The 23,833-nt window shown below is 71.9% G+C and carries 20 protein-coding genes and 1 pseudogene; 9 read left to right on the top strand and 12 right to left on the bottom strand.

Translation table 11 applies throughout. From position 1 onward, the window contains the following. Positions 1–165 precede the first annotated feature (165 nt). The 3 genes and pseudogenes from AB0E02_RS16715 to AB0E02_RS16705 all read left to right on the top strand — a co-directional run bounded on the left by AB0E02_RS16715 (position 166) and on the right by AB0E02_RS16705 (position 2,538). On the top strand, positions 166–927 hold the full coding sequence (locus tag AB0E02_RS16715) for a GPP34 family phosphoprotein (protein ID WP_362139767.1): 762 nt from the start codon (positions 166–168) through the stop codon (positions 925–927). 282 nt (positions 928–1,209) lie between these two features. Further along, positions 1,210–2,075 (top strand): annotated as a pseudogene (locus AB0E02_RS16710) (helix-turn-helix transcriptional regulator). A gap of 253 nt (positions 2,076–2,328) precedes the next feature. Next, positions 2,329–2,538 carry a DUF397 domain-containing protein gene (locus tag AB0E02_RS16705; protein WP_030415568.1) on the top strand — a complete coding sequence of 70 codons (210 nt, stop codon included), beginning with the start codon at positions 2,329–2,331 and terminating at the stop codon, positions 2,536–2,538. Positions 2,539–2,678: 140 nt separating this feature from the next. Here AB0E02_RS16705 and AB0E02_RS16700 read toward each other — a convergent pair whose 3' ends face one another. Continuing rightward, positions 2,679–3,560: a hypothetical protein gene (locus tag AB0E02_RS16700; RefSeq protein ID WP_362139764.1), complete on the bottom strand. Its 882-nt coding sequence runs from the start codon at positions 3,558–3,560 to the stop codon at positions 2,679–2,681. 159 nt (positions 3,561–3,719) lie between these two features. On the opposite strand from AB0E02_RS16700, the gene AB0E02_RS16695 reads away from it, so the two are divergent. From AB0E02_RS16695 to AB0E02_RS16685, 3 genes are all read left to right on the top strand, one after another. After that, entirely contained in the window at positions 3,720–4,967 is a 1,248-nt protein-coding gene (locus AB0E02_RS16695) for a PLP-dependent aminotransferase family protein (protein WP_362139761.1), read from the top strand. Between the two features lie 84 nt (positions 4,968–5,051). Continuing rightward, positions 5,052–5,270 (top strand): hypothetical protein, encoded by a 219-nt coding sequence (locus AB0E02_RS16690; RefSeq protein WP_362139758.1) that lies wholly within the window; start codon positions 5,052–5,054, stop codon positions 5,268–5,270. 120 nt (positions 5,271–5,390) lie between these two features. Then, entirely contained in the window at positions 5,391–6,176 is a 786-nt protein-coding gene (locus AB0E02_RS16685) for an SDR family oxidoreductase (protein WP_362139755.1), read from the top strand. Between the two features lie 51 nt (positions 6,177–6,227). Here the strand turns inward: AB0E02_RS16685 and AB0E02_RS16680 are convergent, their stop codons facing one another. Continuing rightward, entirely contained in the window at positions 6,228–7,349 is a 1,122-nt protein-coding gene (locus AB0E02_RS16680; RefSeq protein ID WP_362139753.1) for an ADP-ribosylglycohydrolase family protein, read from the bottom strand. Positions 7,350–7,527: 178 nt separating this feature from the next. Between AB0E02_RS16680 and AB0E02_RS16675 the strand changes: the two genes are divergently transcribed. Next, a complete protein-coding gene (locus AB0E02_RS16675; protein ID WP_362139751.1) occupies positions 7,528–8,487 on the top strand; it encodes a D-2-hydroxyacid dehydrogenase family protein in 960 nt (319 codons plus the stop codon). Between the two features lie 66 nt (positions 8,488–8,553). Next, the gene (locus AB0E02_RS16670) at positions 8,554–8,808 is read left to right on the top strand and encodes a hypothetical protein (protein ID WP_030415575.1); all 255 of its coding nucleotides are present in this window, start codon (positions 8,554–8,556) and stop codon (positions 8,806–8,808) included. Between the two features lie 73 nt (positions 8,809–8,881). On the opposite strand, the gene AB0E02_RS16665 is transcribed toward AB0E02_RS16670, so the two are convergent. The 3 genes from AB0E02_RS16665 to AB0E02_RS16655 all read right to left on the bottom strand — a co-directional run bounded on the left by AB0E02_RS16665 (position 8,882) and on the right by AB0E02_RS16655 (position 13,139). Continuing rightward, positions 8,882–11,554, bottom strand: coding sequence for a bifunctional FO biosynthesis protein CofGH (locus tag AB0E02_RS16665; RefSeq protein ID WP_362139748.1), 2,673 nt, complete (start codon positions 11,552–11,554; stop codon positions 8,882–8,884). A 103-nt stretch (positions 11,555–11,657) separates the two neighbouring features. Beyond that, entirely contained in the window at positions 11,658–12,059 is a 402-nt protein-coding gene (locus AB0E02_RS16660) for a VOC family protein (RefSeq protein ID WP_362139745.1), read from the bottom strand. 255 nt (positions 12,060–12,314) lie between these two features. Then, positions 12,315–13,139, bottom strand: coding sequence for a TIGR03619 family F420-dependent LLM class oxidoreductase (locus AB0E02_RS16655; RefSeq protein WP_362140048.1), 825 nt, complete (start codon positions 13,137–13,139; stop codon positions 12,315–12,317). Positions 13,140–13,276: 137 nt separating this feature from the next. On the opposite strand from AB0E02_RS16655, the gene AB0E02_RS16650 reads away from it, so the two are divergent. Then, on the top strand, positions 13,277–14,857 hold the full coding sequence (locus AB0E02_RS16650) for a CehA/McbA family metallohydrolase (RefSeq protein WP_362139743.1): 1,581 nt from the start codon (positions 13,277–13,279) through the stop codon (positions 14,855–14,857). A 196-nt stretch (positions 14,858–15,053) separates the two neighbouring features. On the opposite strand, the gene AB0E02_RS16645 is transcribed toward AB0E02_RS16650, so the two are convergent. The 7 genes from AB0E02_RS16645 to AB0E02_RS16615 all read right to left on the bottom strand — a co-directional run bounded on the left by AB0E02_RS16645 (position 15,054) and on the right by AB0E02_RS16615 (position 23,507). After that, the gene (locus tag AB0E02_RS16645) at positions 15,054–16,520 is read right to left on the bottom strand and encodes an aldehyde dehydrogenase family protein (RefSeq protein ID WP_362139742.1); all 1,467 of its coding nucleotides are present in this window, start codon (positions 16,518–16,520) and stop codon (positions 15,054–15,056) included. A gap of 87 nt (positions 16,521–16,607) precedes the next feature. After that, on the bottom strand, positions 16,608–18,347 hold the full coding sequence (locus AB0E02_RS16640) for a D-aminoacylase (RefSeq protein WP_362139739.1): 1,740 nt from the start codon (positions 18,345–18,347) through the stop codon (positions 16,608–16,610). A gap of 110 nt (positions 18,348–18,457) precedes the next feature. Continuing rightward, entirely contained in the window at positions 18,458–19,582 is a 1,125-nt protein-coding gene (locus AB0E02_RS16635; RefSeq protein WP_362139737.1) for an LLM class flavin-dependent oxidoreductase, read from the bottom strand. A 164-nt stretch (positions 19,583–19,746) separates the two neighbouring features. Then, entirely contained in the window at positions 19,747–20,532 is a 786-nt protein-coding gene (locus AB0E02_RS16630) for a glucose 1-dehydrogenase (RefSeq protein WP_362139735.1), read from the bottom strand. A gap of 117 nt (positions 20,533–20,649) precedes the next feature. Further along, the gene (locus AB0E02_RS16625; RefSeq protein WP_362139733.1) at positions 20,650–21,615 is read right to left on the bottom strand and encodes a TIGR03619 family F420-dependent LLM class oxidoreductase; all 966 of its coding nucleotides are present in this window, start codon (positions 21,613–21,615) and stop codon (positions 20,650–20,652) included. Positions 21,616–21,794: 179 nt separating this feature from the next. Then, complete coding sequence (locus AB0E02_RS16620) at positions 21,795–22,037, bottom strand: hypothetical protein (RefSeq protein WP_362139731.1); 243 nt, start codon at positions 22,035–22,037, stop codon at positions 21,795–21,797. 219 nt (positions 22,038–22,256) lie between these two features. Beyond that, entirely contained in the window at positions 22,257–23,507 is a 1,251-nt protein-coding gene (locus AB0E02_RS16615; RefSeq protein ID WP_362139729.1) for a helix-turn-helix transcriptional regulator, read from the bottom strand. Between the last annotated feature and the right edge of the window lie 326 nt (positions 23,508–23,833).

Raw genomic sequence — 23,833 nt, 5'->3', positions numbered from 1 at the left:
TCGCCGCCACGCGAATCGGTACGCGCCGCACCCCACGGATAGATGTCGCCAACGTGCAAGACGAGAACGACATACCTACCGGTTCCCTACCGAACCCCCCACGCACTCTCGACAGATGAATGTGAGAGGGGTCACCCTGTCATTCATCCACGCGGGGAGGCATGGATGGGCAGGAGCCGCAGAACAATTCCGGAGGAGCTTCTGCTGCTCGCTTTGGACCCGGCGACGGGCACCACAGCGCAGCCGCAGTCGCTCGACCTCGGCCTGGCCGGGGCCCAGCTAGTAGAGCTGGCTCTGGCAGGACGGATAGCCCCAGACGGGGATCGTATCGCCGTGGTGATGGCACGGCCGACAGGAGATCCGACTCTGGACTCCGCGCTCGAACTGCTGCGCCGACGCGGCAGTCCGGTGCGCGCGGTCCACTGGATCGGCGGGCCCCGGCTGGGGCTGCGCCAGACCTACCTCACGCATCTCGAACGGTGCGGCATGGTGCATGCCGTGGCGGGCCAGATGTGCGGGGTGCTGCCGACGACGCGCTACCAAGCGACGGAGACGGCCATCAGCCGGGAAATCAGGGCCCGGCTGGACAACGCGATCCGCACCGGCGTACCCCCGGACCCGCGGACCGCGGCGCTCGCCGCGCTGGCCCATGCGGTCGGACTCGGCAAGCACCTCTACCCAGGGAACGAGGGGCGGTCATCGCGCTCCCGTCTCCGGGATCTGATCCGGCACGACCCCATGGGCGGGCTGGTGGCCCACGCCGTCATGGACGTGCAGAACGGCGCCGCGGCGCAACCACGGCGGGCACAGGCCGCCGCCGGTGCTGCCGTACGGCAACCGGCGGCCCGGGCCACGGCGAACGCGTCCGGCACGCCGGGCCAGTCGCGGCACGGTCACGGCAGGATGGCCCGAGTGGGCGCCCGTTGACGCCCTGAAGGCCCGTACGACCGGGCGCCCTGTCAGGACGCCCCACCGTTCCACCAGTGCCCCACCAGCACCACCGGCGCACCACCGTCCCACGATCCCGTTCGGGAGCCGCAGCAAGGAAGCGCGGGGTGGCGGGCCGGCCGTTACGGACGACGGCCGGCCCGCCACCCCGCGCACACGCTCGCTCGCCTTGTGTGCGCATTTCACTGCGCGGCGTCACTCCGGAGTGGCAGTCTGCTGACCAGGAAATGACAGCAGTACGGAGCCGGAGGTGCACATCCCGTGGCGTCCCACGTCAATCCCACCGTCAGGCGACGCCGGCTGGGCCAGGAGCTGCGCAGGCTCCGCGAGCTCAAGGGCATGACGGCGGAAGAGGTGGCCGAGCGGCTGCTGGTCTCGCAATCGAAGATCAGCAGACTCGAGAACGGCCGCCGCAGCATCAGCCAGCGTGATGTCCGCGATCTCTGCGGGGTCTATGAGGTCGAGGACCACCGGATAGTCGATCGCTGATGCAGATGGCGAAGGATTCCCGCCAGCAGGGCTGGTGGCATGCCTTCGGCGACATCCCGTACAGCGTCTACATCGGATTGGAGACCGAGGCCGCCTCGCTGCGGATCTACGAGTCACTGCTCGTCCCCGGGCTGTTGCAGACGCCCGGCTACGCCGAGGCGGTCATTCCCGGCACGGTCCCCGAGCTGGCGCCGGACCATCTGGAGAAGCGCATCCAGGTGCGGATGCGCCGCCAGGAGCGGGTCAACGAGCCCGAGCGCCCGCTGCGGCTGTGGGTGGTGCTGGACGAGAGCGCGCTGCGGCGGGTGGTCGGCAGCCACCTGATCATGCGCGAACAGCTCGACCATCTCGTCGAGGTGAGCCATCTCCCGCATGTGACCGTGCAGGTGCTCCCTTATGACGCCGGTGCGCACGCCGGAATGTCGGGGACGTTCTCCATCCTGGAATTCGACGATGCCGCGGATTCCAGCGTGGTGTACATCGAGGGCGTCACCAGTGACCTCTATCTGGAGAAAACCAATGATGTGCACAAATACACGATCATGTACGAGCATTTGCGGGCCCAGGCCCTGAGCGCGGAAGCGAGCCGGGAGTTCATCGCAGAAGCGGCGAAATCCCATGCGGATGCGATGGGGTGACCCGAGGTGAGGTGACCCGAGGTGAGGTGAGGCCGGAACGGCGGACCGGTGTGGCGGACCGGGCAGGGTGGAAATGGGGCGGAATGCGAGGTTCCGGATAACGGGTTGGCACGGTACACCCGCCCCTACCGCCATGAAAAGAGATCAAGGAATATGCCATTCGGACGGGTGAACGGCCCCTGCGGTTGGTGATGTTGGCGCGTAGCGTCATGACTACCGAATCCGCGGTAACTCAGAGTAAGTTGGAGTGAACATGGCCGTGCAGCCGAATTCCGCATTCTCCTGGACCAAGTCCTCGTACTCCGGTGGTAACGGCGCCTGTGTGGAAATCGCCGTACCGACCACCGCAGCCATCGCGGTGCGCGACTCCAAGGACCCCGAGGGGCCGCGCCTCACGTTCGACAACGCCTCCTGGAGCCGTTTCCTGTCGGACGTCGCCGATGGTGGGTTCGACGTCGCGTGACCTGAGCCGGCACGCTCCACCGTCCGCATCCGCGGATACGAGCCCTCTCGACTGGATCGCCGTCCCGGCCGAGGGGGCTCGGCCTTGCCCGCCCCTCCGCGCATCCCCCTCCCGCCGCCGTCACCGCGTGTCAGCATCCGTCAGCGCAATTCGGCCACGTACCGGTCCGTCCCGGGCACGGTCGGCACGAACGGCGCCACCAACTCCACCCGGCCGAGCCCCGCATCCGCGACCTCCTCCCCGAGGCCCGCGAAGTGCGCCTCCCAGTCGTCGCGGGGATCCCGCTCCAGGAACCACAGCAGCGTCAGCCGGGTGTCGACGCCCTCGACCTGCCGTACGTACGACATCCGGTCACCGGGCAGCGGGGTCGGCCGGAAGACCGTGACCATCGCCGCGGGCGAGCCGGCCAGCCGCCTTGGCAGCCGCCGGTCCCGCAGCCACTCCAGCAGCCCGGCCCGCTCCTCCGGCCCGGCCGCGTCGACCACCTCCAGCACCAGCCCCGCATAGGGGTGGTCCAGCGCATGGAAGTCCCGGGGGCCCGCCGCACCGTCCCGGTAGACCGTCGCCAGGTGGTCCTGGAAGGCCGTGAAGACGTGCGTGCGGTCCTGGTGGACCCGGCCGTCCCGGTTGAGGCGCCGGTTGATCGCCACCGTCCACCGCATGTGCTCGTCGTAGCGGCCTTCGGTGAGCCAGTACGTGGAGAGGTAGCAGCCGGCCGTCACCGGGCGGGCTACGGCGGACTCCTGGGGATAGCGCAGGAGTTGCAGCTCGCGGGTGGCGACCCAGCGGCGGCCCGCGAACATCCAGGGCATCGCCATGGCGCCGGCGATGTAGTGGTCGTCCTCGTACCAGCGGTTGTAGGCGTACTCATGGCCGGGGTGCGGTTCGACCATGGTGATCAGCGCATGCCCGGGGCGGACGCCGTAGGGACCGACGGCGGCGAGTTCGCCGTAGGTGGCGACATGGGTGGCGGTGGCGTCCTCCGGCGTGGTCCTGTTCGTGCTCTCGCGGTCTGCGGTCATGGGGAACAGGTGTAGCTGACGCCGCGTCAGAACGGGAGGGGTCCGTCCGTCATGCTCACCATGTGGGCATCTCTGCGCGCCCGTTCCGCTCCTGCCTAAGCTGCCTGGCACTTACAGCTAACGCGGGTTAACCCGCGGCCCGGAGTGATGGGAGTCGCCATGCCGGATGCGATCCTCGCCGATGCCCGTACGCCCCTCCGTACGCCCGCCCGGGCGCCGCTCCCCGGGCTCGCCGCGCGGGCGGCGCGCACCGGCGGCTCGCCCGTACGCGACATCCTGGCGCTCACCGCCCGGCCCGAGGTCATCTCGTTCGCCGGCGGGCTGCCCGCTCCGGAGCTGTTCGACGCGGCGGGGCTGGCCGCCGCCTTCCGGCATGTGCTCGCCGACGACCCGCGGCGCGCCCTGCAGTACTCCACCAGCGAGGGCGATCCGGCGTTGCGCGCGGCCGTCGCGGCGCGCACCACCGCCCGCGGGCTGCCCACCGATCCCGACGAGCTGCTGGTGACCACCGGCTCGCAGCAGGGACTGTCGCTGCTGGCCACCGTCCTGCTGGAGCCGGGCGACACGGTGCTGGTCGAGGACCCCTGCTATCTGGCGGCGCTGCAGATCTTCTCGCTGGCGGGTGCCCGGGTGGTACCGGTGCCCACCGACGACGAGGGGATCGACCCGGCCGCACTGGACGAACTCGCCGCCCGGGAACGGCCGAAGCTGCTCTACGTCATCCCCACCTTCCAGAACCCGACCGGCCGCACGCTCTCCGCCGAGCGGCGGGCCGCGGTCGCCGGGATCGCCGCCCGGCGCGGACTGTGGATCGCCGAGGACGACCCGTACGGCGAGCTCCGCTTCGAGGGCGCGGCCGTGCCGTGGGTGGCGTCGTTCCCGGGGGCCGAGGACCGTACGGTGCTGCTGGGTTCGTTCTCGAAGGTTATGGCGCCCGGCCTGCGGCTGGGCACGCTGCGGCTGCCGGCCCCGCTGCGGCGCCCGTGCGTCATCGCCAAGCAGGCCGCCGACCTGCACACCTCGACCGTCGATCAGGCCGCCGCGGCACGGTACTTGGCGACCACGGACCTGGACGTCCATCTGGCGCGGGTGCGCGAGGCGTATCGCGAGCGCCGGGACGCGCTGGTCGACGGGCTCGCCACGGCGCTCCCCGAGGGCTCGCGGTGGAACCGGCCGGCGGGCGGCATGTTCGTCTGGGCCACCCTGCCCGCCGGCTACGACGCGACCGCACTGCTGCCCGAGGTCGTGCGGCATGAGGTCGCCTACGTGCCCGGGGCGCCGTTCTACGCCGGGACGCCGGACCCGGCAGCGGTCCGCCTGTCGTTCGTCACGCACACGCCGGGGGAGATCCGCGAGGGCCTGGGGCGGTTGCGCGGAGCGTTGGCGGAGGCGCACGGGGAGGGATGAGGGCGGGGCCCTTCGGGGAGTCGCGGCTTCGGGGCTGGCGCCACGGGGAAGGACAGGGGTGGGACCACCTTTCCGGGAGGACGGATGACCCAAGGCAGCCACGGCACCCAAGGCCCCCACGGCGCGGACGACCCGACGGGCGGCGCGCCGGCCCCCGACTCCTCCGACGACTACCCGACCGAGCCGCCCCCTTCCCGCGCCCGCCGCCTGTGGGCCCGGCTGTGCGGTGCCCGGGTGCGGGTGGCCGCCGTCCTGCGCCGGCTGCGGTCCGTCGCCCGCCTGCGCCGGAGCCACGCGCACTGACCGGGCAGCAGCCGCCCACCCGGGAAATCCGCGGCGGAGGGGCTGTTCCTTCCGGGGCCACCGCTCTAATCTGACTACCCGTCAGAAGGTGTCGGTGGGGCTCGGCGTCCGGAGGCGGAGATGCTGCTGCGGAACAAGACCGTCGTCGTCTCGGGCGTGGGGGCCGGCCTCGGCCATCAGGTCGCGGCGGCCTGCGTACGGGACGGCGCGTCGGTGGTGCTGGGCGCGCGCACGGAGGCGAACCTCGCCAAGTCGGCGGCGCAGATCGACCCTTCGGGGACGCGTACGGCCTGGCGGGTGACCGACATCGGTGACGAGGCGCAGTGCACGGCGCTGGCCGCGCTGGCGGTGGAGCGGTTCGGCGGAATAGACGCGGTGATCCATGTCGCCGCGCTGGACTCGCTGTTCGGCGGACTGCGGGACGCCGACTTCGACTCCTGGGGCACCGTCGTGGACGTCAATCTCTTCGGCACGCTGCGGATGACCCGGGCCTGCCTGCCGTCGCTGACCGCGCGTGGCGGGGGCTCGGTGGTGTTCATCGGCACCCAGTCGTCGGTCGCGGCGCCCTCACAGGTGCAGCAGGCGGCGTACGCGGCGTCGAAGGGCGGGCTGGTCTCCGCGATGTATGCGCTCGCCCGTGAGCTGGGCCCGGACCGGATACGGGTCAACACCGTGCAGCCGGGCTGGATGTGGGGCCCGCCGGTCGAGGCGTACGTACGGTTCCAGGCGCAGGCCGAGGGCGTGCCGGAGTCCGAGGTGCTCGGGCGGCTCACCGGGCGGATGGCGCTGCCGGAGCTGGCCACGGATGCCGATGTGGCCGAGACCGCGGTCTTCCTGGCGTCCGACCGGGCGCGGGCCATCACGGGCCAGTCACTGCTGGTCAACGCGGGTGAGCTGATGCGGTAGCGACCGCACTCCGGCCCCTCGCGGCCGTACGGGCCCCGGACCGTACGGCCGTCACGCCCGCGGATACCGCGTCAGCCACCCCGGGGCCGAGCCGGCCGGGCCGTGCAGGGCGGGGCCCTGGGTCATTTCCATCGCGAAGTCGTCGGCCAGTTGCAGGATCGTGGCCCGGCCCTCCAGTTCGACCAGCCAGTCCGGCGGCAGCGCCGTTTCGCCGTGCAGGGTGCCGAGGAGGTTGCCGCAGATGGCGCCGGTGGAATCGCTGTCGCCGCTGTGGTTGACGGCGAGCAGCAGGCCGTGCCGGATGTCCTCGGCGACCAGTGCGCAGTACACGCCGATGGACAGCGCCTCCTCGGCCGTCCAGCCCTCGCCCAGCGACTCCACCCGGGCCGGCGTCGGCATGCCCTGCCGTACGGCGCCCAGCGCGCGCTTGAGGGCCTCGGTGGTCTCCTCGTGGCCGGGGCGGGTGGCCAGGTGGGCGAGCGCCTTCTGCACCGCGCTGTCGAGGTCCTCACCGCGGGCCAGCGAGTGGCTGATGACGGCGAACGCGCCGGCCGCCAGATAGCCGGTGGGGTGGCCGTGGGTCTGCGCCGCGCACTCCACGGCGAGCTGGAAGACCAGCTGCGGCTCCCAGCCGACCAGCAGCCCGAACGGCGCCGAGCGCATCACCGCGCCGCACCCCTTGGAGTCCGGGTTCTTCGGCGCCTCCACGGTCCCCATCAGCTCGTCGCCGAGGCCGCTGAGGCAGGCCCGGCCGGGCGCGCGGCGGGAGTACAGCCACTCCTCGCGGGCCAGCCAGCCGTCGTGCGTCTTGCGCTCGTCGGGGCCCCAGTCGTGCTGGGTGGCGGCCCAGCGGAGGTAGGCGCGGTGGACGTCGGTGGGCGGATGCCAGGCGCCGGTGTCGCGGCGCACCTGGGCCCGGATCAGCCCGTCGACGGTGAACAGGGTCATCTGGGTGTCGTCGGTGACCGCCCCGCGCCGCCCGAAGGCGGGTACGAAGTCCGTCACGCCCTCCTGGCCGTGCGCCGCACGGATCGCATCGAGCGAGTCGAATTCGATGCCGGCACCGAGCGCATCGCCGATCGCGCCGCCGAGCAGGCAGCCGCGTACCCGGCTGCGGAAGTCCTGCTGTTCCGCGCGCCCCCAGATGGCGGCGCCGCCTCCCGCTGCGCTCACTGTGCCTCCCGAAGCTCACCACGTTCCGGGGCCTTGCGAAGGCCCCATGGCGCAGCACTGTAATCGACCGGGATTGATCGGTTTCCGGCCAGGTGAGTATGCGCATAGTCGCTGGCTAGGCGGCTTTTGGGGGCTACGGTCCGGATGAACGCCGAACTGCACCTCCGGGAGATCTGCCATGACACTGCGCTGTGCCGTACTCGACGACTATCAGGACGTCGCTCTCTCCGTGGCCGACTGGTCAGCGCTGGACGGTACCGTCGAGGTCCGTACGCTGCGCGAGCCGTTCCGCTCCGAGGACGAGGTGGTCGCGGCGATCGGCGACTGCGAGATGGTCGTGGCGATGCGCGAGCGCACGCCGTTCCCCGCCTCGCTGCTCGCCCGGCTGCCCCGGCTCCGGCTGCTGATCACCTCCGGGATGCGGAACGCCGCCATCGATCTGGCGGCCGCCGCGGGGCACGGGATCACCGTGTGCGGCACCGCCAGCAACACCGAGCCGCCCGTCGAACTGACCTGGGCGCTGATCCTGGGCCTCGCCCGCAACGTCGTCGCCGAGAACACCGCGATGCGCGCCGGCGGCCCCTGGCAGTCCACCCTCGGCGCCGATCTGCACGGCCGCACGCTCGGGCTGCTGGGCCTGGGCAAGATCGGCGGCCGGGTCGCCCGGATCGGGCTGGCCTTCGGCATGGACGTGGTGGCGTGGAGCCGGAACCTGACCGCCGAGCGCGCCGCGGAGGTGGGCGTACGCGCCGCCGCCGGCAAGGAGGAGCTCCTGGAGGCGGCCGATTTCGTCTCCGTCCATCTGGTGCTCGGCGACCGCACCCGGGGGCTGCTCGGCGCGGACGAGCTCCGCCGGATGCGGCCCACGAGCTACCTCGTCAACACCTCGCGCGCCGCGATCGTCGACCAGGAGGCGCTGCTGCGGGCGCTGCGCGAGAACTGGATCGCCGGGGCCGGCCTGGACGTCTTCGACCAGGAGCCGCTGCCGGCCGGTCACCCCTTGCGCACCCTCCCGAACGTGCTCGCCCTCCCGCACCTCGGCTATGTCACCCGCCGCAACTACGAGGGCTACTTCCAGCAGGCCGTCGAGGACATCACCGCCTTCCTGGCGGGCACTCCGGTGCGTCAACTCACCTGATGCGCACCAGCGCCGGGGCTCATCCGTTCGATGATGGCGGCGGCGCACGGTGGGCATGCTTTCCCCATGTCCGAGTACGAGTGGGATCGCACCACCATGGCCGTTGTCGCCTCGGCCCTCTCCGGGGACAGCGACGGCGCGGTGGAACTCCTCCGGCCGCTCCCCCAGAGCGACGTCTGCCACATCGCCGTACGGCTCGCCGCGATGGCCGCCGACGCCCTGATCGTCGCCGCCCAGGACAGCGGGGGCGACCGCGAGGAGGCACTGTCCCAGTGGCAGCAGTGCATCCTCCAGCACGAGTCGGAGTACGACGGGGACTGAGCCGGGGCACGGCCGCTGCGGCGGTGCCCCCGAGGGCAGCCGTGACCCCTGCACGGCCACTACGGCCGGCGGCTCAGTCCACCACCGGCAGCAGCTCCGGCAGGTGGCCGTCCGAGGCGAGGGCGGCCGCCCGGCGCTCCTCGGGGACCGGGCCGTAGGTGGTGGTGCGGGGGCGGGCGGGGCGGCCGGCCAGGTCGGCGATGGCGATCAGGTCCTGGATGGAGCGGTAGGACCCGTAACTGGAGCCCGCCATACGGGAGATGGTCTCCTCCATCAAGGTGCCGCCTAGGTCGTTGGCGCCGGAGCGGAGCATTTCGGCGGCCCCTTCCGTGCCCAGTTTGACCCAGCTGGTCTGGATGTTGGTGATGTGCGGGTGCAGCAGGATCCGGGCCATGGCCGTCACGGCGCGGTTGTCGCGGGTCGTCGGGCCGGGGCGGGCGATCCCGGCGAGGTAGACGGGCGCGTTGGTGTGGATGAAGGGGAGCGTGACGAACTCCGTGAAGCCGCCGGTCTCCTGCTGGATCCCGGCCAGCAGCCGGAGGTGGCCGAGCCAGTGGCGCGGCTGGTCGACATGGCCGTACATCATCGTCGAGGACGTGCGGATGCCCAGCTCATGGGCGGTCTTGATGACCTCGACCCAGGTGGCGGTGGGCAGTTTGCCCTTGGTGAGGATCCAGCGGACCTCGTCGTCGAGGATCTCGGCGGCGGTGCCGGGGAGGGTGTCCAGGCCGGCCGCCTTGGCCTCACCGAGCCATTCGCGGATCGACAGTCCGGTGCGGGTCGCGCCGTTGGCCACCTCCATGGGCGAGAAGGCGTGGACGTGCATACCGGGGACGCGTTCCTTGACGGCGCGGGCGATGTCGAAGTACGCCGTGCCGGGCAGGTCGGGGTGAATGCCGCCCTGCATGCACACCTCGACGGCGCCCACGTCCCAGGCCTGCTGGGCGCGGTCGGCGACCTGGGAGAGGGAGAGGGTGTAGGCGTCGGCGTCGGTGCGGCGCTGGGCGAAGGCGCAGAAACGGCAGCCGGTGTAGCAGACGTTGGTGAAGTTGATGTTCCTGGTGACGATGTAGGTGACGTCGTCGCCGACCGTGGCGCGGCGCAGGTCGTCGGCGATGGTGCAGAGGGCGTCGAGGGCCGGCCCGTCGGCGTGCAGCAGGGCCAGCGCCTCGGGGTCGGTGAGCCGGGTGGGGTCGTCGGCGGCCCGGGAGAGCGCCTGCCGTACGTCGGCGTCGATCCGCTCGGGCGCCATACCGGGCGCGGCGGCCTCGCGCAGCGCCTCCCAGTCGCCGTAGACCTCGTCGAAGTCGTCCCGGCGGTCGGCGCTGCGGCCCTCGGTGTCGATGGTGTGGTGCAGGTCCGTACGGCCCGAGGAGGCCATCGTGAAGCCCTCGTCGGGCTCCTGCCAGGGCCGGCCGACGACGGGTGCGTCCTCGACGGCCAGGCCGGTCTCCGGGTCGGCGAGGGCGCGGACGTGCGGCAGCAGGCGGGGGTCGAGCCAGGGTTCGCCGCGCCGGATGAACTCGGGGTAGATGGGGAGGCGTTCGCGCAGGCGGAAGCCGGCGGCGGCGCAGTGCTCGGTCAGCTCCTCGATCTGCGGCCAGGGCCGCTCGGGGTTGACGTGGTCCAGGGTCAGCGGGGAGACCCCGCCCCAGTCGTCGATGCCGGCGCCGATCAGCAGCGCGTATTCGCCGTCGACCAGGTTGGGCGGTGCCTGGATGCGGGTCGAGGGGCCCATGATGTGCCGGGCCACCGCGATCGTCGCGGCCAGCTCCTCCAGTTCGGCGTCCGGCATGCCGCGCATCGCCGTGTCCGGCTTGGCGCGGAAGTTCTGCATGATCAGTTCCTGGATGCCGTGGTAGGCACGCTGGATGCGGCGCAGCGCGAACAGGGACTCGGCGCGCTCCTCGTAGGTCTCGCCGATGCCGATCAGCAGGCCCGTCGTGAAGGGGACGTTGGAGCGGCCGGCGTCCTCCAGGACGCGCAGCCGGACGGCCGGTTCCTTGTCCGGTGAGCCGTGGTGCGGACCGCCGGGCTCGCTCCACAGGCGCTCGGCGGTGGTCTCCAGCATCATCCCGAGGGACGGGGCGACGGGCTTGAGCCGCTGGAAGTCCGTCCAGGACAGCACGCCGGGGTTGAGGTGCGGCAGCAGCCCGGTCTCCTCCAGGACGCGGATGGCCATGGCGCGGACGTAGGAGAGCGTGTCGTCGTAGCCGTGCGCCTCCAGCCACTCGCGGGCCTCGGGCCAGCGGTCCTCGGGCTTGTCGCCGAGGGTGAACAGGGCCTCCTTGCAGCCGAGTTCGGCACCGCGGCGGGCGATGTCCAGCACCTCGTCGGGCGACATGAACATCCCGTGGCCCGCCCGGCGCAGCTTGCCGGGGACGGTGACGAAGGTGCAGTAGTGGCACGTGTCCCGGCACAGCCGCGTCAGGGGGATGAAGACGCCCTTGGAGTACGTGATGACGCCGGGACGGCCGGCGGCCGCCAGGCCGGCGTCGCGCACCCGGGCCGCGGAGGCGCACAGGTCCGTCAGGTCGGCGCCGCGGGCCTGCAGCAGCACCGCGGCCTCGTCGACGTCCAGCGCCACGCCGTCGCGGGCCCGCTTGAGCGCACGGCGCATCGCGTTCGCCGTCGGGCGGCCGTCCGGGGCGGGCCGGGCGCCCGTGCCGCGGTCGGCCGCCGGCCCGGACGCCTGGTCGGATACCTCGTCGGATACCTGGTCAGGTCCCTGCGCGCTGGAAGTCATCCTCCGAGCATACGAGCGCCGACCGACAGCGCCGCGGCGGGCGAACGACGCCCCGGTGTGCCGCTGATCACCGGCCCGGGGGCGGCCCCGCCGGACCCGGCTCCTACAGGTTGGCCAGCAGCTCGTCGGAGTACGTACGGGTCAGGAACTCCATGTTGTGGCCGTCGGGGTCGTCGATGTACACGCCGCGGCCGCCGTCCCTGGTGTTGATCTCCTGCGGCCGGCTGTGCTGCGGGTCGGCCCAGTACGGCAGGTCGCGGTCCGTTATCCGCCCCAGGATCTTGTCGAACTCGTCCTCCGTCACCAGGAACGCGTAGTGCGTGGGCACGAACTCCTTGCCGCCGGCCGCGTGCTCGGCGTAGTCGAGCGTCACTCCGTTGTCGAGCTTGAGGGCGGCGAAGGGGCCGAACGCCTTGGGTTCCGGCGCGTCGAGAAGACCGGCGAGGAAACGGGCCGAGGCGAAGCGGTCGGTGCTGTGCACGATGGTGTGGTCGAGGCTGGGCATGAGATCTCCTTGATCTGCCGAGGCTCTTCGGGGGTCCCGGTCCGGGACCCCGCTTTGTGGATCCAGATCCGTGGATCCCGCTTTGTGGTCCGGATTCGTGGGTCTCGACTCCGGAAGTCCGTTCACCTTCGACGCTACGTCCGCGGGGCCGGCCGCGGATCGGTCTGCGGTCCCAGCCGTTCGGGCGGCCCGTAGGCCGATGGACCTAGGGCAGGGCGGCGCCGTACGGATGCCCGTCCGTCATTCCCCGTGGCATCACAAGTACTGTGCGAAGTCGTCCAGCGTGCGCAGGACCTCGCTCTCCTCCGCCGGTGGCAGTTGCAGCACCACCTCCTCGATGCCCAGGTCGCGGTAGTGGGCCAGCTTCCCCGGGGCCGGCCGGACCGCGTACGGGACCACCACGGGATCGCCGGCGCGTCCGGCCTCCGACCAGGCCCGCCGCAGGACGGGCAGGGCCTCCGTCAGCCCCCGCCCGCCGATCGGCAGCCAGCCGTCCGCACCGGCCGCGATCTCCCCGAAGAGCTTGGGGCCGGCCGCGCCGCCGAGGAGGGTACGCGGTGCGCCGTGGGCCGGTTTGGGGTGAGCCAGGGAAGCCCGTACGGACCCGAACGGGCCCTCGTACGCGGTGGGTTCGTCGGCCCACAGGGCGCGCATCAGGGCCATCCGGTCGCGGGTCAGCGCGCGCCGGGTGGACCACTCCACCCCGTGGTCGGCGGCTTCCTCGACGTTCCAGCCGTAGCCGATGCCGAGGGTGAAGCGGCTGCCGGAGAGGAAGTCCAGGGTCGCGATCTGCTTGGCGAGGTCCACCGGGTCGTGCTGGGCGACGAGGGTGACGCCGGTGCCGAGGGCGAGCCGTTCGGTGACCGCGGCGGCCTGGGCGAGGGCGACGAACGGGTTCAGCGTGCGGCCGTATTCGCGGGGCAGCGGCTCGCCCATGGGGGCGGGGGTTTCGCGGCCGACCGGGATGTGGGTGTGTTCGGGGAGGTAGAGACCGGCGAAGCCGCGCTGTTCGAGCTCACGGGCCAGCCGGACCGGCCGGATCGTCTCGTCGGTCAGGAAGATCGTGGTCGCGATCCGCATGGTGGGGACCTCCGTCAGGCGGGTGGATGACGGCATGTTGCCGCACCGTCCGACGGTTATCCACAGGCCTTTCCCTGCGCGTCACGGCCGCGTACAACAGTTTTCACGGGACGCAACACGGAAGGGGGTGGAGCGGGATGGAGCGACGCGAGGTTCTGCGGCTTTCGGCGCTCGCGGGCGCCGCGGGTGCGCTCACGCTCGGCCGGGTGAGCTTCGCCGACGCGACGCCGGCGGCCGGAGCACCGGGCGGCGGATCGGGAGGCGGGCCGGGAAGCGGGCCGGTTGACGGGATGAGCGGCGGGACGCACGGTGGGGCGGGCGAGCAGACCCGGCGGGTGACCGGTCATCTGCCCATGGGCGCACCGGACTTCGTCTACGTACCGGTGGAAGTGCCCGACGGGGTACGGGAGATCGCCGTCTCCTACCGCTACGACAGACCCACCGTCCCCGAGGGCACCGTCGGCAACGCCTGCGACATCGGCATCTTCGACGAGCGGGGCACGGACCTCGGCGGCGCCGGCTTCCGCGGCTGGTCCGGCGGGGCCCGCTCGGAGTTCTTCCTCCGCGCCGACGACGCCACCCCCGGCTACCTCCCCGGCCCCGTCAACGAAGGCCTCTGGCACATCGCCCTCGGCCCGTACACCGTCGCACCACAGGGGCTCTCGTACGACGTCACGATCACCCTGCGGTACGGCCCCCAGGGGCAGACGCCCCGGTCCGTCCACCCACCGGAGCGCGCCCGGGGCCGCGGCCGCGCCTGGTACCGCGGCGACAACCATCTCCACTCCGTCCACTCCGACGGCAGACGCACGCCCGCCGAGATCGCGGCGCTGGCCCGCGCCGCCGGGCTGGACTTCCTCACCACCACCGAGCACAACACCACCTCCGCGCACCGCGCCTGGGAGGGGCTGTGGGGTGACGACCTGCTGATCCTGACCGGCGAGGAGGTCACCACCCGCAACGGCCATGTGGTCGCGATGGGCACCGACCCGGGCGTCTTCATCGACTGGCGCTACCGCGCCCGGGACAACGCCTTCGGCAGGTACGCGCGCGCCATCCGACGGGCCGGCGGCCTGGTCATCCCGGCGCACCCGCACGCCACCTGCATCGGCTGCAACTGGAAGTTCGGGTTCGGCGAAGCCGATGCCGTGGAGGTCTGGAACGGCCCGTACGGCCCCGATGACGAGGTCACCCTCGCCGAGTGGGACAACACCCTGGTCGCGCACGCCCGCGGCCGCGGGGACTGGTTGCCGGCCGTCGGGCACAGCGACGCCCACCGCGACCCGGACGTCGTCGGCCTGCCGCAGACGGTGGTGCTCGCCGACGACCTCTCCCGCCGCGCCCTGCAGGACGGCATACGGGCGGGCCGGGTGTGGATCGCCGAGTCCTCGAAGATCGACCTGTCGTTCTCGGTCACCGGTGAGCGCGGCGAACACGCCGGTATCGGCGAGCGGTTGGCGCTGTCCGGAGCGTCCGGGGTCACCGCGCGGCTCAAGGTCTCCGGCGCCCCGGGCTGCACGGTCTCCTTCGTCACCGACCAGGGCCGCCTGCACTCGGCCGCCCTGCCGGCGTCCGGCGCGGACACCGTCACCTGGCGGACCACGCCCGATCACGCCGCCTACCTACGCGCCGAGGTCCGGCACCCCGCCACCACACCCGGCCTTCCGGGCCCCATGGCGGCCCTGACCAACCCGGTGTTCCTGGACCGCAGGGGCTGAGGGAAGCGGCCGAGGGGTCGCCAGGGGACGCCTCCTGAGCCTCCCCCACCCCAAGGCTCTCCCCGAGGCTCGCCTCCTGGGCCCGCCTCTTGGAAGACCTACTCCTCCACCACCAGCGCCGGTGTGGCCCGGGTCAGGATCTCGCCGCGGAAGAAGGCCGGGCTGCGGCGCTGCATGACGAACAAAAACCCACCCCTCACCCCGGCCAGACGATCGACTGCAGCTCGCTGTACGCATGGAGCGCGTACGACCCGACGTCGCGGCCCACGCCGCTCCGCTTGAAGCCGCCGAACGGCGCCTCCATGTTGCGGCCGACGGTGTTGATCCCCACGCCCCCCGCCCGCAGCCGCCGGGCCACGCGGAAGGCGCGGGCCACATCGGCCGACCAGACGTAATCGATCAGGCCGTAGTCGCTGTCGTTGGCGAGCGCGACGGCCTCGTCCTCGTCCCCCTCGAAGGGGACGACCGCGACCACCGGCCCGAAGATCTCCTCCCGGACCACGCGCATGTCGTTGGTGCAGTCGGCGAGCAGTGTCGGCGCGACGTAGAACCCCTTGTCGAGATGCGCGGGCCGCTCCCCGCCCGCGACGACCGTGGCGCCCTCCTTGCGCCCCAGCTCCACGTACGACTCGACACGGTCCCGGTGCGCGGCGGAGATGACGGGTCCGACCACGGTCTCCCGCGCCCGCGGATCCCCGACCTGCAGGAACCCGAGGTACGCGGTGAGCTTGGCGACGAACGCGTCGTACACGGAGCGGTGCACGAGCGCCCGCGTCGGCGCCGTGCAGATCTGCCCGCTGTAGAAGGCGTAGGTCGTCCCGATCCCGGCGACGGCGGAGTCCAGATCCGCGTCGCCGAAGACGATCGCGGCGCCCTTGCCGCCCAGCTCCATCAGCTGCCGCTTCATCCCGCGCCCGCACACCTCGGCGATGCGCTGCCCGACGGCCGTGGAGCCGGTGAAGCTGACCATGTCGACGTCGGGCGCGTCGACGGCGGCCTCCCCCACGGCGACCGCGGTCCCGCTGACGACGTTCACCACACCCGGCGGAATCCCGGCCTCCGTCAGCGCCTCCGCCATCCGGTACACCGACAGCGGATCCTGCGGGGCGGGCTTCACCAGGACGGTGTTGCCCATGGCCAGGGCCGGGGCGACCTTGCCGGCCGGGTTGGCCCACGGGTTGTTGTACGAGGTGATGCAGGTGACCACGCCGACCGGCTGCCGGACCGCCAGCGCGCCCAGCACACCGCCCCGGCCCATCGGGCCCGCCTCGTTGATCTGCGGGGGCAGCGGCGTCTCGACCGGCTCCAGCGCACCCTTGGCGTACCGCCGGAACCGGGCCACCGCCACCGCGACCTGCATCCCGCGCGCCGTCGCGGTCGTGGCGCCGCTCTCCGCCTGGGCCAGCTCCGCGTACCGGCCGGCGTTGCGGTGCATGAGGTCCGCGGCCCGGGAGAGGACGGCCGCGCGCTCCTCCGGACCGGTCCGGGACCATGACGTGAAGGCTTCCCGGGCCGCCGCGGCCGCCGCGAGGACCTGGTCACGGCTCGCCTCGGGCGCGAGCCCCACGGTCTCCTCGGTCGCCGGGTCGATCACCTCGTAGTGGCCGCCGTCCGGCGCGACCCACTCGCCACCGATGAAGAGCCGCTGGTCGCCCGCCCTCACCGGAACCTCACCGGCCTCTTCCTCACACCCACGGTCCCCCTCACCGGAACCCACCGCCCACGTCCCCGCACCCACGGCCCGGTCCCCTCACCGCGTGCTCACCGTCCTGGTGTCCCGCCCCGACCGCAGCACCGTGCCGGGCGTCGCGCCCGTAACCCGGTCCGCGCGGATCGCCTCGACGCCGTTGACCCACACCGCCGTGACCCCGAGCGCCTTGGAGTCCAGCCGCGGGCTGTCCCCCGGCAGGTCGTGCACCAGCGTGGCCTTGCCCGCGTCGATCCGCTCCGGGTCGAAGAGGACCAGGTCCGCGTGCCAGCCCTCCTGGATCTGGCCGCGCTCACGCAGTCCGAAGAGCCGCGCCGGGTCGTCGGTCAGCATCTTCACCGCCTGCTCCAGGCCCATCAGTTTCCGGCCGCGCAGGCAGTCGCCGAGGAACCGCGTGGTGTACGGCGCCCCGCACATCCGGTCCAGGTGCGCCCCGGCGTCCGAGCCGCCCAGCAGGACGTCCTCGTGCTGCCAGGTCTCGGCGCGCAGCGCCCAGGAGTCCGGGTCGTTGTCGGTGGGCATCGGCCACAGGACCGTCCGCAGCCGGTCGTTGGCGCAGACCTCCACCAGGCAGGCGAACGGCTCCTGGCCGCGCTCGGCGGCGATGTCCCGGACGACCCGGCCGGTCAGGCCCTCGTTCGCCGCGGAGTAGGTGTCACCGATGACGTACCGGCCGAAGTCGGTGAGCCGGCGGAAGACGCCGGCTTCCTCGCTGCCCGCGCGCCGCAGCAACTCCGCGCGGACCGCGGGGTCGCGGAGCCGGGCGATCCGCTCGTCGACCGGCAGCCCAAGGACCTCGCCCCAGCCGGGGATCAGGTTCAGCGCGCAGAAGGTGCCCAGCGACATGTTCATCGGCGTGAGGATCGGCATGGTCAGCGCCACGATCCGGCCGCCGGCCTTGCGGGCCCGTTCGCTCGCGGTCAGCTGCCGGGGCACCCGGTCCGGCACGGCCGCGTCGATGGTCAGCACGTTCCAGTTCAGCGGGCGTCCGGCCGCCGCGCTCATCTCCACGAACAGATCGATCTCGGCATCGCTGAACCGGTCGAGGCAGCCGGCCACGATCGCCTCGATCTGGGTGCCCTCGTGCTCGGCGACCGCGCGGGACAGCGCGAGCAGTTCGTCGGGCCCGGCGTGCCGGGAGGCGACCGGGCGGCCGTCACCGTCGGAGTGGGTGGACGACTGGGTGGTGGAGAACCCCCACGCGCCCGCGTCCATGGCTTCGTGGAAGAGGACGAGCATCTCGGCCAGTTGCCGGCCGGTCGGCTGCCCGCCCACCGCGTCCGGACCCATCACATACCGGCGCAGCGCGCAATGCCCCACCATGAAGCCGGCGTTGACGGCGATCCGCCCCTCCAGGGCGTCGAGGTACTCCCCGAACGAGTGCCACGTCCACGGTGCGCCCTCCTCCAGCGCCACCAGGGACATGCCCTCCACCTTGGACATCATCCGCCGGGTGTAGTCGGCGTCCTCGGGGCGGTCGGGGTGCAGGGGCGCGAGGGTGAATCCACAGTTGCCGCCCGCCACGGTCGTCACACCGTGGTTGAGCGAGGGCGTCGCGTACGGGTCCCAGAACAGCTGGGCGTCGTAGTGGGTGTGCGGATCGACGAAGCCGGGGGCGAGGACCAGACCGGTCGCGTCCTCCACGGAGGACGACTCCTCGCGCACGCCGCCCGGCCGGGCGAGGACGGCGATCCGGCCGCCCCGGATGCCGACGTCGGCGCGGTACGCGGGCGCGCCCGTACCGTCCACGACGGTCGCGCCCTTGATCAGGTGGTCGAGCATGGCGGCAATTGCCTCCCCTCAGTGGCCGGCTCGCTGCCGGCTCGTGTGCCGGGCGCGGTGCCGGTCCCGTGGCGGCTCGGTCGCCGGCACGGGACGGTCGCGTCGGCGGCTCAGTTGCCGGCCGCCTGGCGGAACCGGGTCGTCCGGTGCACCGGGTCCGTGTCGATCTTCGGGATGACGTGCTCCCCGATCAGCTTGATCGTGTTCATGGTGTCCTCGTACGCGATGCCGATCGGCAGGCCGAAGCTCAGCTGGTCCGCGCCGGCCTGCTCCCAGCGCTTGCACTGCCGGAGCACCTCGTCCGGGTCGCCGCAGATCATCAGCTCCTCGGCGATCAGCAGCTCGATGATCTCGGCGGTGTAGTCCGGCAGCAGCTCGGGCCACTCCGGGATGCCCTCCGGCCGCGGGAAGGTGTCGTGGTAGCGGAACACCAGCGACTGCAGGTAGTTGAGCCCGCCGTTGACGGCGATCTCCACCGCCTTCTCGTGCGTCTCGGCACAGATCGCCGTCGACGTCACCATCACGTTGTCGTTGACGAAGTCGCCGACCGGTTCGGCGTCCCGGACGGCCGTCTTGTACTGCTCCAGCACCCATTCCATGTCGGCGACCTTCTGGACGCTGAAGCCGAGCACGCCCAGCCCCTTGCGGGCCGCCATCGCGTACGAGGACGGCGACCCGGCCGCGTACCACATCGCCGGGTGCGAGGCCCCGTACGGCTTGGGGAAGACCTTGCGGGGCGGCAGCTGCCAGTGCTTGCCCTGGAACCCGGGGTACTCCTCCTGGAGCCACATCTTGGGGAACTCGGCGATGGTCTCTTCCCAGATCTCCTTGGTGTGGTTCATGTCCGTGATGCCCGGCAGGAAGCCGAGGATCTCGTGCGATCCGGCGCCCCGCCCGCTGCCGAACTCGAAGCGCCCCTCGGAGAGGTGGTCCAGCATCGCGACCTTCTCGGCGACCTTCACCGGGTGGTTGACCTGCGCCAGCGGGTTGAAGATCCCGGACCCGAGGTGGATCCGCTCGGTGGCGTGGGCGAGGTAGCCGAGGAAGACGTCACTGGCGGAGAGGTGGGAGTACTCCTCCAGGAAGTGGTGCTCCGACGCCCAGGCGTACTTGAACCCGGAGGCGTCCGCCTGGATGACGTACTCGGTCTCCTCCATCAGCGCCTTGTGCTCCGCGAGCGGGTCGGTCCTGGCCCGCTTGCCCACGTATCCCTGTACGAAGAGGCCGAATTCCACAGTGGATCACCGTCCCTGTATCCGCCGCCCGGCGTGGCCCGACGCGCTGGGTCGAGGTGCCCGCCCCGACGACTATCTGACGTACCGTCAGCTATCGATTGCGCCGACTGTGGCACCGCCACCCGGCACCGTCAAGAGCACCGGGTGGCAGAACTGACATGTCGTCAGAAGATGTTCACCCCGGCCAGCCACCCCCCGTCCACCACGAACGGCTGGCCCGTGATGTACGCCGAGTCCTCCTCGGACGTCAGGAACAGCGCCAGCCGCGCGACCTCCTCCGGCCGCCCCACCCGCCCCAGCGGCACCAGCTTGCGGTACAGCTCGTCCAGCGCCGCCGAGGCCTCGCCGGCGTCGGCCGCCGGGTCGAGCTGGGCCGGATTGCTCATGGCGGTGTCGATCGCGCCCGGGCAGACGGCGTTCACCCGGATCTTCTTCGCCGCCAGCTCCAGGGCCGCGACCCGGGTCAGCCCCACGATCGCGTGCTTGGTCGCGGTGTACGCCCCGACGTACGCCATCCCCGTCACGCCCGTGTAGGACGCCGTGTTCACGATCGTGCCGCCGCCGGCCGCCGCTATCTCCGGCGCGGCCGTCTTGATCCCCAGGAACGCCCCGACCTGGTTGACCCGCACGATCTGCTGGAACTCGGCCAGCGGGGTGGCGGTCAGCTCGTTGAACCGCAAGATCCCGGCGTTGTTGACCAGCCCGTCGACCTTCCCGTACGCCCGCTTGGCGGCCGCCACCGCCGCCACCCACTGCTCCTCCTGGCTCACGTCCAGATGGACATAGCGCGCGGCGTCGCCGATCTCCTTCGCGACGGCCTCACCCGGCTCGTCGAGGACGTCGGCCAGCACGACCCCCGCCCCCTCCGCCGCGAACAGCCGCGCCTCCTGCTCACCCTGCCCACGCGCCGCCCCGGTGATGAGAACGACCCGCCCGTCGAGCTTGCCCATGCCGGTACTCCCTACTGGATGAAGGTGCGGAGCCATGTCACTGCTGAAGCTGAAGATGCGGGCACCCGGGCCCTTCCTGCCGAAGATGCGGAGCCACATCGGCGAGGAAGCCGGACGTCATACGCCGAGGTGCGGGGCGACCTCCGCCCCGAACGCCGCCATCTGCTCCACGAGTTCGGCCCGGCTCCGGCTGCGGAACCGCACCTGGATCTGCCGCACGCCCATCTCCGCGTACGCCCGCAACGACTCGGCGACGGCCTCCGGCTTGCCCCGGACGGTGCCCCGCCCGACGTCCCAGCCCGGCTCGCCCACGTACACCGGCTCGGCGATCGCCCCGATCACCACCGGTTCCGTGACCCCCGCCGCCTCCCGCGCCGCCCGCAGCCGCGCGATCTGCCGGGGCAGCCGCTCGCGCCGGTCCCCCTGCGGCAGCCAGCCGTCCCCGCGCACCGCGGCCCGGCGCACGGCGGCGGGCGAGGAACCGCCCACCCAGATCGGCGGCCGGGGCGTCTGCACGGGCCGCGGCGCCTGCCCCAGCCCCTCGAACGCGAACCGCTCCCCCACGAACGCGGGGAACTCCTCCGGCCCGAGCGCCACCTTCAGCGCATCGATCGTCTCGTCGAGCACCGCACCCCGCCGCGCGAAATCCACCCCCAGCGCCTCGAACTCCTCCGCCACGTGCCCGGCGCCCACGCCCAGGATCAGCCGCCCACCCGACAACCGGTCGAGCGTCGCGTACTGCTTCGCCGTGAGCAGCGGATGCCGGAAGGCGACCACCGCCACATGGCTCAGCAGCCGCACCCGCTCCGTCACCGCGGCCAGATGCGCGAGCGTGGCCACCGGGTCGTACCAGACGGTCCCCATCGCCTCCGCCAGCCGCCGCGGAATCGCCAGATGCTCACAGCAGGCGACATACGCGAACCCGCCCCGGTCCGCGGCCCGCGCGATCTCCACCAGATCCCGCGGCCCCGCCCCGGCCTCCCACCCCTCCGCAAAAACCCCGCTCTGCGCCTGCACCGGCAACTGCATCCCATACGCCAGCCGCCCGTCCCCTCCAGGCCGCCACACGCCTCCGTCATCCATTGCCGCCTCCGCCCGCCCACACCGCTTAACTGACGCTCCGTCAGCTCAATCTCGCGCGGACATCGTCGTGCCTGGCGCCTCAGCAGACAAGGGGGTGAGGGCAGCAGGCCGTTGAGCCGCGCCCGCTCGGGCACACAGAACGCACCGGACGAGCGCGGCAAACCCCGGAAGGGGTTTGATCACTCGCCCAGGGTCTCGCCGCGACCGGCCAACCGCTCTCCCCGGCCAACGGCCACACGGTGCACATCGACCAATGTGGCCCGCAGCCGGCAGCACAGGAACCGCAGCTCGCCCTCCGTCGCCTCGCTGTCCGCGAGCAGATCGGCGGCGTGCTCGATCAGCCCCAGTGCCATCTCCAGCTGCACGGCTTCGAAGCGGTCCGCGAGCAACGAGAAGCCGCCCTGGGGCCCACCGTCACTCACGAGGATGCACGCCTTCCCCTCGGGTGTCGTTAACGGCAACAGCCTCGTGATCACCGGCGGGATACGGGGGATACATTCCGGCATATCGACCTGCTTTCCTCAGGTTGGCCACCCCCCCGGGCCGCGCTGCACGCAGCCGCGGGGGACCTCATCAGTCGTGCGAGGAACGACCGTAGGGCCCCGAAGGAGAGCGAAGGGGCACAGTTTGTACCCCTGTGTTCATGCCGCCAATACCCCCAGTTTCACGGCCAATTCGCTGGCCCGACGGCGCTGGGCCGGGCTCTTCGACTCCGTCTCCTCCAGCACGATGCGCCGCGCATAGCCGTTGTAGCGGACGGTTTCCGGTGCCGCCTCGTACGCCTTGCCGAGGGCCGCGAGCGCAGCCTCCGCCTGGCCGTCGAGCTGATAGCCACGAGCTTCCTCGATGCGGTGTCTCGCCCGGCGCGGACGGGACGGAATCGTCGCCGCGTCCGCCGCAGATGCCTGCCGTACGCTCTCCGCTCCCGCATGCAGCTCGACCGCGACGGTGACCGCATGGGCTCCCATGACGGCCCGGGAGAACGAGGTCATGGGGTGGTAGTAGTCGACGGGAAGCCGCTCCGCCATGGCCCGGGCGGTGTCCCAGTACCGCCAGGCCGTTCCGGTTTCGCCCCGGCGGGCCGCTGTGTATCCCGCTTCGAATTGCAGTGCTCCGGCGATGGCGAGCACCTCATCGCTCGCCTCGGGCAAGAAGGCCTCGAGATAGCGGAGGGCCTCCAGATTCACCGCATCCGCTGCCTCGAAGTGCCCATGCCCGCTGTCACGATGCGCCTGCGTCGCCAGCCAGGCAGCCATGCCGATGACGTGCGGGTCCTCCGACTCCTGGGCGGCGATCATGCCACGCTCCACCACTCGCCAGAGCAGAGAGGCGTCCGGCTGGTAGGCGAGGAAGAACTGACTGAGGCTGTACGCCTCCGAGAGCAACCCTTGCGCCACCCGTCGCTCCGCCGCGGAGTCGGCTTGCAGCACGGCGAGTTGTGCGTCGCGGAGGAGAGGCGGAAGAAGTGCACCGATGACGTCCCGGTGGTTCGGAGCGGAGTGCCGGGCGCGCCAGGCCCGGGTAAGGCGTTCTCGAAGATGAGCAGGTGCCGGCGCCTCCTGTCGGACGGTCAGCGGAAAGGCGTCGAGGGCAGCGCGCACCTGCGGCAGCCGGGCATGCCCGGGCCCCGCGAACAGGCCGACCGCCATCGACTGGTCGCCGGTCAGGTCGGCCAGGTCCCCCACTCGGAGAGCCTCCGCGATACGCAGGACCATGGGCAGCTTGGGCATCTGCAGCCGCCCGCCCTCGACCTGCTTGACCCAACTCGGCGACTTCCCCAGGAGTCCGGCCAGGACAGTGCGGCTCATTCCTCTCCGGGTCCGCAGGATCTGCATACGCTGCCCGAAGACCACCGACTCGGCGTACGGGTCCGGCGTGGCATCTGACGTCACGGCCTGCCCCTCTCTGTCCGTCTCGTGACTCTCAGCGTACGGGCGGGTCGCCGGGCGTGGTGATCCCTGTGGAAAACCCACCGACCTCGCCTGGACCCGCGCCAACACGGATCTCAGCGAACCTCCAACACCCGCATAAGCCCTGCCGCCCGCGCGTGCAGATATGGGTGGCGGGGGTGGGTGGCGGGGGTGGGTGGGTGGCGGGGGCCATGCCCTAAGGGGGCGATGGCACCCCTAGGGGGTGTCTTCAAATGATCTCGGGTGGTGGACCATGGTCGGGTGATACGTCGCCATGAACTATCCGATGCTGAGTGGGAGTTCGTCCG

Origin of the sequence: Streptomyces sp. NPDC048196, from assembly GCF_040652715.1 — a bacterium.
Taxonomy (GTDB): Bacteria; Actinomycetota; Actinomycetes; order Streptomycetales; family Streptomycetaceae; genus Streptomyces; species Streptomyces siderophoricus.
This window is presented reverse-complemented; position numbering and strand designations above follow the sequence as displayed.